The sequence below is a fragment of the Myxococcales bacterium genome (assembly GCA_016699535.1).
In the GTDB taxonomy this organism is placed as follows: Bacteria; Myxococcota_A; Polyangia; order Polyangiales.
Genome location: CP064980.1, coordinates 3,840,037 through 3,855,433, shown reverse-complemented (window position 1 = coordinate 3,855,433; position 15,397 = coordinate 3,840,037). Strand labels below are relative to the sequence as shown.

Annotated in this window: 11 protein-coding genes, 2 tRNA genes and 1 pseudogene; 7 read left to right on the top strand and 7 right to left on the bottom strand. The window is 51.3% G+C overall.

Features of this window, described 5'->3' with window-relative positions:
- Positions 1-69 precede the first annotated feature (69 nt).
- The 6 genes from IPJ88_18160 to IPJ88_18135 all read left to right on the top strand — a co-directional run bounded on the left by IPJ88_18160 (position 70) and on the right by IPJ88_18135 (position 7,989).
- Positions 70-1,839 carry an ABC transporter ATP-binding protein gene (locus IPJ88_18160; GenBank protein ID QQR90049.1) on the top strand — a complete coding sequence of 590 codons (1,770 nt, stop codon included), beginning with the start codon at positions 70-72 and terminating at the stop codon, positions 1,837-1,839.
- The gene (locus IPJ88_18155; protein ID QQR90048.1) at positions 1,832-2,194 is read left to right on the top strand and encodes a biotin/lipoyl-binding protein; all 363 of its coding nucleotides are present in this window, start codon (positions 1,832-1,834) and stop codon (positions 2,192-2,194) included. The genes IPJ88_18160 and IPJ88_18155 overlap by 8 nt, the downstream gene beginning before the upstream one ends.
- Positions 2,169-3,161: an HlyD family efflux transporter periplasmic adaptor subunit gene (locus IPJ88_18150; protein ID QQR90047.1), complete on the top strand. Its 993-nt coding sequence runs from the start codon at positions 2,169-2,171 to the stop codon at positions 3,159-3,161. The genes IPJ88_18155 and IPJ88_18150 overlap by 26 nt, the downstream gene beginning before the upstream one ends.
- Positions 3,158-4,615: a TolC family protein gene (locus tag IPJ88_18145; GenBank protein ID QQR90046.1), complete on the top strand. Its 1,458-nt coding sequence runs from the start codon at positions 3,158-3,160 to the stop codon at positions 4,613-4,615. The genes IPJ88_18150 and IPJ88_18145 overlap by 4 nt, the downstream gene beginning before the upstream one ends.
- A 219-nt stretch (positions 4,616-4,834) precedes the next feature.
- The gene (locus IPJ88_18140) at positions 4,835-6,526 is read left to right on the top strand and encodes a DUF1592 domain-containing protein (GenBank protein ID QQR90045.1); all 1,692 of its coding nucleotides are present in this window, start codon (positions 4,835-4,837) and stop codon (positions 6,524-6,526) included.
- 8 nt (positions 6,527-6,534) lie between these two features.
- Entirely contained in the window at positions 6,535-7,989 is a 1,455-nt protein-coding gene (locus IPJ88_18135) for a DUF1552 domain-containing protein (protein ID QQR90044.1), read from the top strand.
- 243 nt (positions 7,990-8,232) lie between these two features.
- Here the strand turns inward: IPJ88_18135 and IPJ88_18130 are convergent.
- A tRNA-Arg gene (locus IPJ88_18130) sits at positions 8,233-8,306 on the bottom strand.
- 166 nt (positions 8,307-8,472) lie between these two features.
- Here IPJ88_18130 and IPJ88_18125 point away from each other — a divergent pair.
- On the top strand, positions 8,473-8,778 hold the full coding sequence (locus IPJ88_18125) for a hypothetical protein (protein QQR90043.1): 306 nt from the start codon (positions 8,473-8,475) through the stop codon (positions 8,776-8,778).
- 442 nt (positions 8,779-9,220) lie between these two features.
- Here IPJ88_18125 and IPJ88_18120 read toward each other — a convergent pair.
- The 6 genes and pseudogenes from IPJ88_18120 to IPJ88_18095 all read right to left on the bottom strand — a co-directional run bounded on the left by IPJ88_18120 (position 9,221) and on the right by IPJ88_18095 (position 15,391).
- Positions 9,221-9,294 (bottom strand) — tRNA-Pro (locus IPJ88_18120).
- A gap of 68 nt (positions 9,295-9,362) precedes the next feature.
- Positions 9,363-9,980, bottom strand: coding sequence for an RdgB/HAM1 family non-canonical purine NTP pyrophosphatase (gene rdgB / locus IPJ88_18115; GenBank protein ID QQR90042.1), 618 nt, complete (start codon positions 9,978-9,980; stop codon positions 9,363-9,365).
- Positions 9,977-10,728, bottom strand: a pseudogene (rph, locus tag IPJ88_18110) (ribonuclease PH). The gene rdgB and the pseudogene rph overlap by 4 nt, the downstream one beginning before the upstream one ends.
- Positions 10,725-12,290: a HAMP domain-containing protein gene (locus IPJ88_18105; GenBank protein QQR90041.1), complete on the bottom strand. Its 1,566-nt coding sequence runs from the start codon at positions 12,288-12,290 to the stop codon at positions 10,725-10,727. Before IPJ88_18105 ends, rph begins: the two are co-directional and overlap by 4 nt.
- A gap of 209 nt (positions 12,291-12,499) precedes the next feature.
- A complete protein-coding gene (locus IPJ88_18100; protein ID QQR90040.1) occupies positions 12,500-14,266 on the bottom strand; it encodes a hypothetical protein in 1,767 nt (588 codons plus the stop codon).
- A gap of 264 nt (positions 14,267-14,530) precedes the next feature.
- Complete coding sequence (locus IPJ88_18095; protein ID QQR90039.1) at positions 14,531-15,391, bottom strand: hypothetical protein; 861 nt, start codon at positions 15,389-15,391, stop codon at positions 14,531-14,533.
- Positions 15,392-15,397: the final 6 nt, after the last annotated feature.

Below are 15,397 nucleotides of genomic sequence, written 5' to 3'. Positions count from 1 at the left end.
TCATGTATTTCAAATACATGTTTATGATTACGGTATTGACTTACCTGAAATGTATGTCATATTTGTGTTATGGCTCTTTCTCTGAGAGGATGGCGAAACTTGAAGCTTCGTGGCAAAAAGCATTCGGATCAAAACGTGATTGACTCTCCGCGCGCAAGTATTCCCGTGTATGCCCAGCAATTGGCTTTGTCGGCTTTTCATCAAAAAAATGCCTTGAAACGAAGTTGGGCCTTTCTTGAACTGGATCGTGGCGATATTACGGTCGTGGTCATCTACGGCATCACCATGGGCTTGTTTTCGTTGGCAGTCCCCATAGCCGTTCAGTCGTTGGTCAATACGGTTGCATTTACTGGACTGCGTCAGCCATTGCTGGTGCTCTCAACGCTATTGGCAGTCGCGCTTGGGATCTGGGCGGCTTTGCGGGCGCTTCAGCTGCGTGTGGTCGAGATGCTGCAGCGCCGACTTTTCGTGCGAATCGTTGCTGAAATTAATACCCGCCTAGTGCGCGTCAAGAGTGGTGCATTCCAAACAAGAAACGGTCCAGAACTACTTAACCGTTTTTTCGACGTTTTCTTGGCACAAAAGTCCGTGGCTAATTTGCTCACCGACGGTCTTGATGCGGCACTCATCGTTGTCGTTGGACTTACTGTACTAGCCTTTTACCACCCGTGGCTTTTGGGCTTTGATCTTATACTAGTGGTTACCGCGGTCTATGTTTTTTCTTTTCTTGGTCGTGGGGGAATTCAGAGCGGCATTAGTGAATCCAAAGCCAAATATGCGGTAGCCGGTTGGCTTGAGGAAATGGCAAGACATCCGGTGCTGTTTAAACTTGATGCAAGTCGCGACTTTGCTCAAAAACGCAGCCATACACTCGCGCTGGATTATTTGCAAAAGCGCGATAGTCATTTTCGGGTGGTGTTTCGGCAGTTTGTTGGAGCGCTAAGTATTCAGGTATTTGCGAGTGTAACCTTGCTTGCGATCGGAGGGCTGCTTGTCATGAACAAGCAGCTTACCATCGGTCAGCTCGTGGCAGCTGAATTGATTGTGACTGCTGTACTCATTTCCATTGCCAAGCTCGGCAGGAAAGTCGAAACCTTTTACGACTTTTTAGCCTCAGTCGATAAAATGGGCGAGCTACTTGATTTGCCTCTAGAAGATAGTGTTGGTGATTCCGAGTTGATATTCGATACGGATAGACCTGTGCTCGCCACAGAAGGTCTTCAACTTCAGAAAAATATAGAGAAAGTTTGCACATTGACTTTTGCCGTGGGGCAAAACGAATCAGTTCATGTGCATGGCCTAGGCGAACAAGCTGCAACAGCGCTCGGTGATGCCTTGTTCGGCCTGAGCCCGGTCAAACACGGGATTCTGGAGTTTGGTGGACGAGACGTACGGGATATCTCGGTGGATGCGCTGCGCAGAAAAGTCGCGGTAGTTCGAGATGCTGAGGCCCTGCCGGGAAGTATTAGAGATAACATGTGCGCAGCAGATGCAACGCTATCCTCAGAAGACATTTGGGAGCTACTGGATGCAGTTGGGCTCAAAAATGATATTCGCCATCTACCACAAGGCTTGCACACTGAGCTTGGTCCCAAAGGAGCACCTTTGTCCTACGGGCAACTGCTGCGACTGACATTGGCTCGGGTACTGGTAGGACATCCAGTTCTTGTGATCTTGGATCAGGTATTCGATAGGCTCCCGCCCGATGCGCAAACGGCGTTAGCTTCTTCGCTACCACAATTTTCAAACCTTTCTATCCTTGCCTTGTCGGAGCAGCCTTTGCTTTACACCTGGTGTGACCGCAGCATCGATTTTTCCGAGGAGAGCGTTGATGTCTGAGCTTGAACATACCAAGCTCCCTCTGGGCGAAGTGCAAACCATGAATGCTGTGGAATTAGTTCCCCCACCAGGCAGTGCCAAGCCTGTTGCCAAGACACTTGCTCTGGCTATGCTAATTTTTTTTGTTACCTGCTTGGTGGCTCCGTGGCAGCAGAATGTGCAAGGGAGTGGTCAGGTCATGGCCTATGTCCCGAATCAGCGTCAACAACAAATAGAGGCCACGATCGATGGCCGAGTAGCGCGTTGGTTCGTTAACGAGGGTGACAAAATCAAAGCTGGGGAGCCTGTGGTTGAGCTTGCTGACAACGATGCGCTAATTCCTGGATCGCATGGGCAACGAACGTACAGCTGTTGAGTTACGCTACGCCGCGCAAATCGCTCGTGTAGAAAACCTTGAGTCCCGGATTGCATCCTTGCGTGCTTCGCAGCGCGCCCAGATCGATTCAGCGCGAGCCAAAGTGCAAATCACGACTGAGGAACTTGCTTCCAAAGAGCAAGATTTGCAAGCAGCCAAAGCCGAGTTTGAAACCAACCAAATTAATTTCACTCGGCAACAAAAGCTTAAAGAAGAGGGCTTGGCGTCAGTGCGCGATCTTGAGCTTGCCGAGCTAGCTTTTCGTCAAAGCCAAGCTAAAGTGCAATCGTCTGAAGCGGAGGTGCGTGCGGCGAAGCAAAAGCTCGAGCAAGAGCGCGCCAATCTTAATCAGGCTCAGGCCTCAAGCCAAGCGAGCATCTCCGATGCCGAGGCATCGCTGCAAAGCGCGCAAACCGATATCGCTTCGACCAATGCGACGCTTGCCCGTCTTGATGTCGATATTGCCCGGCAGAAACAGCAAACTGTGGTCGCACCAGCAGACGGTACGATATTAAGGGTGCTGGTGCGCCAGGGTGGCGAACAAGTCAAACAAGGCGCTGTGTTAGCCGTCATGGTACCTGATGTGGATGATCGCGCCGTGGCACTTTTTGTGGATGGTAACGATGCGGCGTTGATTCGTCGCAACTATAAAGTCAGGTTACAGTTCGAAGGCTGGCCTGCCATTCAGTTCTCAGGGTGGCCGTCGGTCGCCGCAGGAACCTTCGGTGGTCGAGTAGCCTTTGTAGACGCTGCCGATGATGGCCAAGGCAATTTTCGTATCCTCGTGGTGCCAGATCCCAAGGATGAGCCTTGGCCCAACCCGAACTATTTGAGGCAAGGTGTGCGTGCGAAAGGCTGGTTTCTACTACGCCAGGTACCACTTGGCTTTGAAATATGGCGACAGTTCAATGGTTTTCCGCCAGCTACTAGCCCGCCGCCTCCGGACAAGACGAAGGGTTCGTCATGAAGGGCATCATTCTCTTTATCAAATTACTGTGCTGGATTGTCGCTGCCCTTTTTATCAACTTTGCTATGCCAATCGAGTCTTTTGCGGAGCAAGCTGATAAGCGTCGCAAAGAGCAAGTCCTTCATCCTGAAGACGTAGTTCGTTCCGTGCAAAAGCATCATCCACACATTCGGATCGCTCTTGAGCAACTTAAGCAAGCCGAGGGAAAACTTACCGAAGCCGATGGTGGATTCGATCCGCGGCTTGAAGCTTCGGGCAAATCCCGGAGCGGAGGTTATTACGAATTACGAAGCCTCGATGTTGGCCTAAAACAGGCCACGGGGCTTTGGGGCGCTGAGCTCTTTGCGGGTTATCGTCTTGGTCTAGGTCTCGAAGATGAGCGCTACCCAAGCTATTATTCCGATGAGACACTGGGCGGTGGTGAAGTACGTGGCGGAGTGCAAGTTCCTTTGTGGCGCGGAGGTCCGATTGATGAGCGCCGTGCCAAGATTCGCAGCCAAGAAAAGCTTCTGCACGCAAGCGAGCAAGTTGTTCGAGCTACTTCCCTGAGCCTCGAGCTTCAAGCCATCAAACACTATTGGCAATGGGTTGCCGCTGGCTTGGCGCGGGAAGTGGCCTTGGAGCTACTTGAGCTTGCAGAAGAACGCGATAGACAATTGAGCCAGCGTTTATCGGCTGGTGCGGTCACGGAGTTTGATCTTTGGGACAATCAGCGTATGGTACTCGAACGCAAGGAAGGTCTAATTAAAGCCACTCGGCATTTTGAGCAAAGTACGATTGCACTTTCGATGTTTTTGCGTGATTCGCAAGGACGACCGCTCCTTGCACAGCCCACTGAGCTGCCACACGATATACTTGTTTTGGAAGCTCCCACCCTCGATACGCAAGCGGCGTTGAGGCAAGTATCGCAATGCCATCCTTTACTTAGAAGCGAGCTTGCCAAAGTTGAGGCCTACGGCGTAACACTCGATCTTGCTAAAAACCAATTCGCGCCACAGGTTGATTTAAAAGCACAGCTTTCACGCGACCTTGGGGATGCTTCACGCAACACGACCTTGCCTGGCACAGTTTTTGAGGGTGGCGTGACCTTTAGTATGCCACTTTTGCTGCGCCCTGAACGCGGCCGATTGACACAACGTAAAGCCGAGATCATGGAAGCAAAAGAAAAACTGCGCTATGTCAGAGACAATCTTGTCACCTCAGTTCACGATGCAGCATCAGCCCTAAAAGCGGCTCATCGCCAAGCGCAAATCGTAAATAAACTTGTTCAAACCGCGGAAAAACTGGCAGAGGGCGAACGCACTCGCTTTGATTCCGGCATGGGTAATCTTATGTTCGTTAATCTCCGCGAACAGAGCAGCGCATCAGCACGACTTGATCTCATCGAAGCTCTCGTCAAAAGCCATGTCGCCAAAGCCCGCTGGAGCAATCTAACCGCTGTCGGCTGCCATTGACCCCCTTAGTTGGCCAATGCGTTAGCAAAAAAAGGCAGCTTTGGAGCGCATGATGTTCTTTGGGGGTCTGCGTTTGATAAAACCAGCGTGTGAATTCCAGGGAATTGCTACGAATTCTATTCCTTTAGCGTTGGCACGTGAATTGCATTGTTAGCGCGCCAGTGGGGAAGACCGTATGGTTTGGAGCCTGGCCTGTGCCAACGGACAAAGAGAACCTGAATGATAGATCGAACAGCAATTCTGAGTTTTGTATTTCTATTCCTACTGGGATGTAATGGGCTTATCTCGGGATTCGGAGGAGGGAGCGGGGATAATGCGCCGGGTGAAAACGATCCCAATCTAAGCGCCGATGAGCTTCAAAAACAGTATGTCTCTCGCCGTATTTGGCGCCTCAGCACCGAAGACTACCAGGCCAGCATCAAAGCCTTATTGGGAGATACTACTCTGCCGCCCGTAGCGTTTGTTAACGATCCAGCAGAGGGTGGATTTGGCAATGCAGCAGCGAACCTTCGTGTCAACGATTCGTTGGCTGAGCAGTATATGAGCGCGGCTGAGTATTATGCAGAACGTGCGCAAGCAAACCTAGTATCGCTATTGCCTTGCAGCGCAAGCGACGGGGAAGACAATTGTGCCGAGCAGTTTATTCGTGATTTTGCTCCAAAAGCTTTTCGTCGGGACGTGCTCGATGCGGAAGTGACCGCTTTAATGCAAGTCTACTCAGACGGACGCGAGCCCGCTTTTGAAGACGGCATCAGTAACGTAATTCAAACTATCTTGGTTTCGCCGAGTTTTCTTTACCGCACGGAGCTTGGCCCCGCAGATGATATGACGAGCGTTGTTCCTTTGTTGGATCATGAGGTAGCAACTCTTCTTGCATTCTTTGTAACGGGAGCACCGCCGGATGAGGAGCTAAGGGCTGCTGCTTCCGCCGGTGAACTACTCGATGCTGATGTTCGTGAAGCGCATGCACGGCGCCTTTACAGCAAGGCTGGTGAACACTTTGCTGGTTTTGTACGTGAGTGGTTGGGAATGGAAAATGTGGCGTTGATGACCAAGGATGAAACGTTTTTTCCGAATTTTTCAGAAAACACGGCACAATCTATGCAGACCGAAATCGATACCTTCGTTGAAAAAATACTGGTGGAGGGTGATACTCTTTACACGACATTAATGACCGCGAACTATTCGTACATTGACTCGGGCCTTGCCAGTCTCTACGGTGTTCCGGCTCCCAGTACGGCTTTTTCGAGGGTTGATTTTAATCCGACTCAACGCGCTGGATTACTGACTCAAGCCGGTGTGCTTGGCACCTACGCGGATTCAAGGCGTTCTTCGCCCACGCGGCGCGGCAAATTTATCTGGACACGTTTTTTGTGTAACGAACTAGGTGCACCTCCGGCGGGTGTGGATACCTCGATTGTAGGCGAAGAACCACCACCTGGCAGCACAAACCGTCAGGTAGTCGAGGCTCATGCTATGGATCCTACCTGTGCTGGTTGTCACAATGTAATTGATCCTCTGGGATTTGGACTTGAAAACTTCGATGCCTTGGGCCAGTGGCGAGATACGGACAATGGCTCAGCAGTGGATGCCAGTGGTTCGGTTTACAACTACAATGCTACCGAGTTTGAAGGGCTAAGCACTCCTTTGACTTCCGATGGAAACTTCGATGGTCCGGTTGAACTGAGCTGGTATCTTGCAAACAGCGAAGAAGCAAAACAGTGTTTCGTAAAGAATGTGACCGAGTTCATGTTGGGAATTTCGCGGAGTCAGCAAGAGTTGCGTGACAATCTTGCTGCCTTTGCTTATCCGGGGTTTGCTGGCGCGGATACTTCAACGTTGCAGCTGTTGGTTGAGATCGTCCGGTCGAATACCTTTGTTGAACGAGCCAATGTGGAAGGAGCGCAATAAAAAAGAGAGTGCCAGATTTTCTAAGCTCAAGGCGGTTGTTTTTGGCTGCTCTGGGTGCTAGCGCCGTAACGGTGCGTTTTGCCGGTATGTGGCAACGTAAGCAAGCTGCTGCGGCCAATGGTGCTCCCAAACGTTTCATCATGATTTTCAACCCACAAGGCGTGGTCATGGATCAATGGAAACCCCGTTCGAGTAGCGGTGGAGCGGCCACGGAGACCAACTTTACCTTAGACTTCAACAATTCCATTTTGGCGCCTTTGCAACCGTACAAAGATCGTTTGCTGGTATTGGATAATGTGGATCACCGCGTTAATGCCGATGTCGGCGTGGATAACCATGGCCCCGCCATGATTTCAGCGGTCACAGGTGCAGGAGCGACTGGTAACTATTCTGGAAACAGTGGCGAATTTGAACGGCCCAGACTTCCTTCCATCGATCAATACCTTGCGGCTCAGCTCAATCCGGACACGCCCGTCAAATCGCTTCAACTCAGTGCTGGTTTTGCAGGCGGGACCAGTGCGATGGATACACTGTCCTACGACATGAACCTCAACCGTTTACCCCCGCTCTATGATCCCATCCAAACCTACGATCTATTGTTTGGTAGTTTCCAACCCTCAGGTGGGGGGGGCACGATCGATCCCGCACTGGAACGCAAACTTGCGCGTCGAGGCTCAGCGCTCGACTATGCTTCGGCAGATATTGAAAGGCTTCGAAATCAGCTGCCACCAAGCGAGCGAGACAAACTCGATCAGCATTTAGAGGCTTTAGCATCCATTGAGCGACGTCTCGATGGCTCGGCGGTTGCGAGTTGTAATGAGAAACCACCGGCACCTGCATCCATTAATGCGACAAAGCGCGACAATGCGCCGACAGTAACCGAGCTCCAGTTTGATATCGTGGCGCAAGCCTTTGCTTGTGACATGACACGTTTTGTTTCCATGCAGTTTGACAGAGGTGGTTCGTTTGAAAATGTGCCATGGCTGGGTATTGCTGATCCTCATAACAACATTGCGCATGCTATTCCAGGTGGAGCAAGCGGTGACTCTTACAATCTGGAACACTACTATGCTGAAAAAGTTGCATATCTACTTGAAGCCCTGGATGTTCCGGATCCATTGGGCGAGGGTACGATTCTGGATAACACGCTCATCTATTGGACCAATGAGTTTGGCTCGGGGTCAAGTGTGCATTCGCACAACAACATTCCCGTAGTGCTTGCAGGTGGTGCAGGGGGCGCATTGAACACGGGCCGTTATCTTAAAATGCGCGACTCATCTTTGGACAGCAATTTTTGGTGCATGTATGCGAACTCTGGCTGCTCGGATGGCTTTTACGCCCACGGCAAACTCTTTGCCGCGATGATGCAAGCTATGGGCCTAAGCAACGTCACCTCGTGGGTTGATCCACGTCTAAGCAACAACTCCGCCCACCAAGGCGTAGAAACCCGCATCCTTGCTTAAAACGATCGGCGCGCCCGGGAGGTGAGCAGCGACAAAAAGAGTCAGAGACACTAAACGTGTCTATGACGCAGAGCTCGAGAGACAGCTTGCTGCGAAGAGAAAGCCAATGGGTCTTGAGAAAAGCAGCGCGCCCGGGAGGATTCGAACCGCAAAAGCGTGAAAAGGAAGCGGGGCTCCGGGGGAGCGCCGCGCTAAAGCTTTTGTACTGCGTAAATCACAAGCGAAAGGCTGTAAGATCGATAGCGCGCCCGGGAGGATTCGAACCTCCGACCTTCGGCTTAGAAGGCCGCTGCTCTATCCAACTGAGCTACGGGCGCGAACACAGAGCCCCAAAGGTTTCTGTATCGCGTGCTCACGTACCACAAAGTGGGCGCTGCGCGCTACTCGCTTTTTCTTTCTGCATAAAGCCCGGTAAAATGAGCAAAACAAAGGGCCTAAAGCAGTGCTAAGCTTAGATAACACTTCGCAGCGATTGGCCCGAGAATGCAACATCCACGACTAGTTCTGACTCTTTTTCTAATGCTCTTTGTAGCTAACTTTTCATGCTCGAATCAGTCCAAAAAAAAATCTGCCCCAAATAGCAGCACCATCATCTGTTGCATCGAGGATCAGCTGGTCGAACGCGAACTCAGCAACGAGCCAGATGCTGCCTATCCGTGCCCCTTTCCAGCCACTTACATAAGCTGTCCCGACGGTAGCTGCAAAAACGATCGCATCGTTAATCTCGATGACGGCTTAGCCAAATCCATCCATGCCGTGTGCGATGCGACCGATGCAGGTACTGACTAGCTCGCCAAAAACAAACGCAGTGCAGTGCTAGTGTTCGTTTAAGAAAGTCCTGAGCCATTCGGCTTGTTCTTTGCCCTGCTACCTGCGTTGCCATTCCTTGAATTATCAAGGGATAGTCCTACGTCATGGCGCCTTGGTAGCAGAGCAAAGCGCGGCGCCTCGGTGGCTCAGGACTTTCTTAAACGAGCACTAGGGAATCCGGGAGAGCGCCAGCGCGCAGCGATAACTATTCCGCCCGAAGCACCGACCCACTCCGGTTAGAAACGATGAATAAGGAAAGGCGCGCAGAGGGCTAGGGCGTTGAGCGGAGTCGGCAGGGGCCCAAAAACAAACGCAGTGCAGTTTTTGGGAATCCGGGAGAGCGCCAGCGCGAACCCTAGCTCAACGCCCTAGCCCTCTGCGCGCCGTCAATCAAAATCAATTCTAAAAGCCACCAACAGGGTCGGGGTGGAGGGATTCGAACCCCCGACTTCTGGTTCCCAAAACCAGCGCACTACCAGGCTGTGCTACACCCCGTCTTCCAAAAGCAACAAAGCCTTGCTGCTCACTGGTGCCGCGGACCATAACCGAGAGCTACCTAGAGCTCAAGACAGCCAATGCTCTTTGAGGAATTCTTTGAGCTTTGCGCAGGCGCGCCCCCGATGGCTGATTTTGTCTTTTTCGGCGGGCTCAAGCTCGGCCATGCATTTGGTATAGCCCTCTGGGACAAAAAGCGGATCGTAGCCAAAACCACCTTTGCCGCGGGCTTCGAGCGCAATATGCCCTTCGCTTACGCCTTCAAAGTAGTGAATCTTTGCGTCGGGCTGATTCTGGCTTGGCTCAGCAAAGGCAATGACGGCTCGAAAGCGAGCTTTGCGCTGAGCTGGATCGGTGTAACCAGACAGTTCTGTCATTAATTTATAGTTATTCTTGCCATCATTGGCAATTTTTCCGGAAAATCTTGCCGAATAAATTCCTGGCGCTCCTTCCAGAGCATCAACCTCAAGACCGCTGTCATCAGCGAAACAGGGCAGATCCGTATGCGCGAGGGCAGACAGCAATTTAAGCTTCGCATTGCCCCGGTAGCTCTTTGCGGTCTCTTCGACATCGGGGGCGGAAGAAAAATCATCCAAGCACACAAGTTCAATTTCCGGCATGTCGAGCAGGCGTGTGAGCTCAATAAGCTTGCCCTTGTTCTTGCTCGCAACGACTAATTTTTTCATGCGCCAAATAACCTTTGTAAATTTACTCCGGCATCCTTGAGAATCGTGCTTTGAAGGACAGTAAGTTCATGAACACCCTCAAGGGCAAGATCGACCAAGCCATCAAATTGCTGCGACTGACTGGTGCATCTTCAGATGTTCCTTGAATCTCAATAATCTGAGCATCGGCTGTTGCGACCACGTTGAGGTCCACTTCAGCTTTGCTGTCTTCTTGATAACAAAGATCAATCAAGCTTTTTCCTTCCACAAGACCCACGCTGACGGCAGCCATGCTGCCGCGAAGCACACCCGTTCCGATAAGCCCGTCCTTGCACAGACGATCAAGCGCTAGAGCCAAGGCAACAAAGGCTCCGGTGATGGATGCGGTGCGGGTTCCACCATCGGCATCGAGCACATCGCAATCAATATTGATTGTGCGTTCGCCAAGTTTTACGGGCACAACAATCGCGCGCAACGCTCGACCAATTAGACGCTGAATCTCTTGCGAGCGTCCATCAATCGATCCTTTTCTGCTGTCGCGGCCTTTGCGTTCTGGATTCGCGCGCGGATGCATGGCGTATTCGGCGGTCACCCAGCCGCGTCCTGTGCCTCTGAGAAAATCGCGCACGCCATCTTCAACCGAGGCTGCGATAAGAATGCTCGTTTGCCCTGAACGATAAATTAGCGAACCCTCGGGAAACCGTTGGGCATGCAGTTCAAACGTGACCTCTCTAAGTTGATTGGACTCTCGCTGATCGATTCGTGTCATGCTGTTCTTTCTTGAGTTGTAGATGATGGAGGGGTGCTAGTGGGACTTGCGCTCTTGTGGGGAAAATGAAGGATAAAGGTGCTTCCTTGTCCAACGCTGCTTTTGCATTCGATACTTCCGCCGTGCGCTACCACAATTTGTTGGGTGAGTGAAAGTCCTAAACCAGTGCCTCGTTCTTTGGTCGTGAAAAAGGGGTTAAAGATTTTGGAACGCGTCTCGTCGTCCATGCCAATGCCTTGATCGACGATGCTTAATGAAAGGCCGTCTTCATTCCAGTGTTCAACGAGTTCAAGCTTGCCTCCGTCCGGCATGGCTTCTTTGCAGTTGCGAAGTAAATTAAGCAACGCTTGGCGAATCTGATCTTCGTCAAAATACAGCAAATGAGACACCCCTTCGCTTTGTAAGCTAAGGGTGATTTGGCTTTTTTGAAACTCAGGCCGGATAAACTCGATAATCGAGTGCAGCATGCGATCAAAATCGTCGAGTTCTCGTTGCGGAGAAGGTAAACGCTTTAAGCTCAAATATTTTTCGGTGATCTCGGTTAGTCGATCGATTTCACGTCGAATGGACGTGAGCAGGTCTTTCGTTTCTTGGCTGCTTTCAGACAGGTCTTCTTCGAGAAGCTCCACGTTTAAGCCAATCGAAGATAAGGGATTACGTACTTCGTGCGTGACTTGAGCGGCAAGTTGGCCGATAGCGGCAAGTTGCTCGCTTTGCACAAGCCTGTTGGTCGTCTCCCGAAGGCTCTCGTCGCGCGCTGCAAGCGTTTCGACCATGTGCTCAAAGTTCACTGCCAGACTACCAAGTTCGTTGTGGGGTTTGGGATTGGGATAGCGTTTGAGCTCACCACGGCTCACGGCTTCAACGCGCTCTTGAAGCAAGGGTAGTGGTGCTAGCAAACGATTCGACCACCACATGAGAATGCTTCCGATAAAAAGCACCACCAGACTCAATACACCAAGCACGATAACCATCTGTTGCTCGTCTTTGTCGGCTTGCATGCTTGTGGAAGCCATATGTTGCTGAAGGGTGGCCCAAGCCTGGCGGAGCTGTCGCTGACCTTTGCGCTCTTCGGCACGCAACTCGGTAAGCAATCGAGTGGCCGAGCTTCTATCGCGCGCGCGTAGCGCATCAAACAAGGTTTTGAAGCGCGGTTCGTTGTTGTTTTGGATTTCACGCACTGCAACGAGACCCGCATGGACCCGTCGCAATAAGTCTTGATCGGAAGGCGGCGGATTCAGGCGCGCAACGCGACTCACCCCTTCGATGGCTCGGCGCAATCGAAGCGGACGAACGCGCAGCGCGACTCCAAGCCAATTGCGCGTGGCTACAGACTCTCCGTCATCCAAAAGGCGATCGAGCAAGGTGGCAAACACCGCTTGCGCCGCTCGAGCCTCACCCACCGACAGAGCCAACGGCAAATAGCCGGCGTGAAGCAAGCGCAAGGTCGAGGCCGTGCGTTGATGCTGCACAAGGCTAAGCCCCGCAACGGATGCGAAAAGCAACAATACAAATGTAAAGGCCAAGAAAATACGAGTTGGTATGGATAGATAATGTCTCACGCGCTTAGCCCTATGCATACCAACAAATGGAGCGTCTGGCATCTAGCAAACGTGGGGCACTTACTCCACCGTTGAAACATGTCAAGCTGCAGGGCTCAAGGATTAGTCATGCTGCTCTTCAGAGCAAAGGTTGCTTGAGTTGCTGAAAACGGAAAAAAAGCTTGTTGCATGCGTAATCGCGGCCAAGCACCTTTGTCGCTAGTGTGGGCTCACTCGGGGCGATACAGGTAACAACCGTTTGGGCAATCCCACGTCTGTGAATAAGGCGATGGGCCAGGGTAACCCTTCTTATCCCAGTTAAAGTTCTGTTCTTGCGGCGTCTGACTAAGCTCAAAGCAGTCGCCAGCACCGTTGCAAGCCGAGTTGCAAAACAAACGCCATCCGTGCATTTCAAACCAATTGTCGAGTTGTGTTTGTGTGGGGGTGGGTTCGGCCATGAAATTTGACGAAAGCTGTCTTGCTTGATCGAGACTTAGGTTTGCGTTGAAATCGGTGCTTTCATTTAGGGGGGTAAGTGGCGTTTGCGATGCTGGTTTGGCGATTAGCAACTTCCAGCCAAAGAGTTGCGCCCCGAGATAACCGCAACTCGGCAGTACATGATGGTCCGGCATCACACACCAGTTCTGACCTTGGCAGTTGGGGAACGATTGGGATGGCCCTTCAGGCACCGATGAGGTAAAAGGCGTTGATGTGGGTGCAATCACCGGAATGTCCGCTTCGTTGAGCAGGGCATTATCGCCTTGCCGAGGGAAATAAGGCCTTACGTCAACTCCATAAACAGGTGGCTGTCCGAAGTTGCCTTGCAGATCAAGCTCAAACAAATTCATGGCCAGCTCTGCAAAATCATCATGGTGCGATTGCTGTGCGTTATACGGAGCGCGTGCATATTTGTAGATGGCTGCCACATTGTAGGTGCTGCCATTGTGCATAAAACGAAAAGGGATTTCGATGCGTATGGAATCCAGAACTTGTTCATATCGGATGCGGCAGCCGATCGATCGTCGCGCCAACAGCCAGTAGCTTGCATCAAAGCTTGCTGAGCTTAAAGCCCAAACTTCGTTTGGAAGAGACATCAGCTCAAGATTCGAGCCCATTTCGATTCCGAAGACATTGCTGAGCAAGTTTTGAACAGGTGATTTGCTGTCGTAGAGCTCTTTGAAATGCGCCTGTGCTTTTGCTGAGAAAGCCTCAAACGCGGGTTGACGCTCTCCTGTTGGCTGGATGTACATGCCGCTTTGTGTGTTCTTGAAACGGAACCCATAGTAGCCCAAACGTTGAGTTAGGGTGTCATTGATCTGCGCACTGTATGGAGGTGCTTTGTTGTAATCAATGGCGACAGCAAAGAATTGATCTCCGCTGTCTTGGGGTGGGATGACATTGGCTGGTGTGAACTGATAAGCGGCGTACGCATCGAGATTCCAAGCTGGAATATGGGTCTGCCCGTCGGCTTGCCATGGTGCCCCGAAATCCACGCCATCAATGAGCAACGATCCTTCAGGGCCACGTTTATTGTTCCCTGTTGCTTGTGGTTGCAGCAGGCTCAGCGTGCTTAAAGAGCGTTGCTGAATGGAAGCAGCCGTGCCCTGTTCTGAAAGCGGCCATGGAATATTGAAATTCGTCGTTGCTGCTTCCGGATTGATGACAGCCGCGCCATTGGATTCGCAATAATTGCTGCTAAGCGGCGGAAAATCACATGATGTGCCGCTATAATAGAGATTGAGTTCTTTGGACTCGCCTATATCCAGACGACTGATGCTAAGTGTATGCAAGTCAAGTCGAATCGGTCCGACATTCGCTGTTGAGTTTTCTGCTGATGGAAACACCATGTTGCATTGATCGACGTTTGCCTCTTGAAAGGCATGCGAATCGCTATCGATTGTTGTTGATGCATCGAGGCTACAAGAAAGAGCCATGCTCCCGGTGAATAAGGCGATAACCGCGGCTAGTGTTGGTCTAAAAGAACATCTGCTTGTCATAATTCAACTCCAAAAAAAATCACAACGGATTGAAGAGTTAGCATGAGCTGTCTGACAAACAATGTGCTTAGGAATCAAAAAGGTCCGATAGACACAGAAAGGTCGCGCCGAGACTTTTGTGCGGAGTACCAAAACGTCTCTGATCGTTCATGATTTATTGCTTTTGAAATGCGGATCAGTGTTCGGCTTCCACTGCCAAACAAGGAACGATTTTCCTTCTCGAGCAAGGAATGATGCATCCCGTTGCGTGCTGTTGGTTGTCCGCTAACGAACTTCGATCGTTCCTAAGCTCGTGACGTCGTTTTCGTTTTTGTGGGCTTGATTCGTGATAGGGATGCGTTTTTTATCGCTTCCAATGTTCCAAAGGCCTGCCCGAAGTGTCCATATTCCCTTTTCGGCGTTAGCCGGTATACGGAACGAGACGATATCGCGTAGGATGATATTTTTAGGTGCATTTCGTAGAATAAAACTTGAGGCGATGGCCCAGTGATCCGAGTTTATCGTGTAGCCGCTGGGGCTAATCAAATGAACGAACACGCCTACGCTACGAGGAATGCTGCCGTATCTCTGCCAATCGAGCTCCAGCTCAAATAAGCTGCTCCGCTGGATAGTGTCAGCAAAGCGCAGGCCTTTGAGTTTAACTGGAAGTTCATATTCAATATTAAGTGCTTGGCTGGCTTCGGGAAGAGCACTGCTAAGCGCTCTAACACCGTTTGCATTTACCGGAGGCGGTGCGGGCTGTGATGCTTCTTGGATGCCTAAGCGGCATGCAGCGAAAACCACTAGCGGAATTGCCAGAGCAGCCAATTGCCTCGGTCCGTACTTTGAATGTTTGTGTAGTGAGTATATCAAGTAACAGAGCACAAGTAGTGCCGAAAGAGAGCTTAGAAAGCCACCAATGGCCGAGCGCGGCAAAAAGCGCAAGCGTAGCTGGTGTGATCCTTGCGGCAGATCGATAGCGAGCAGTCCTTCGTGACTTAGCACGGTGCCTACGTTGCTTTTCCATCCGGGATGCCAGTTTTGGTTAATCAGCACGCGTGTGCGCTGCCCAAGCGTTGCGTTTAGGGATATCGTGTTAGGACTCCAATGGCTGCGCTCAAGCTGACCTGCAAGAGGGTCTTGCAAATATTC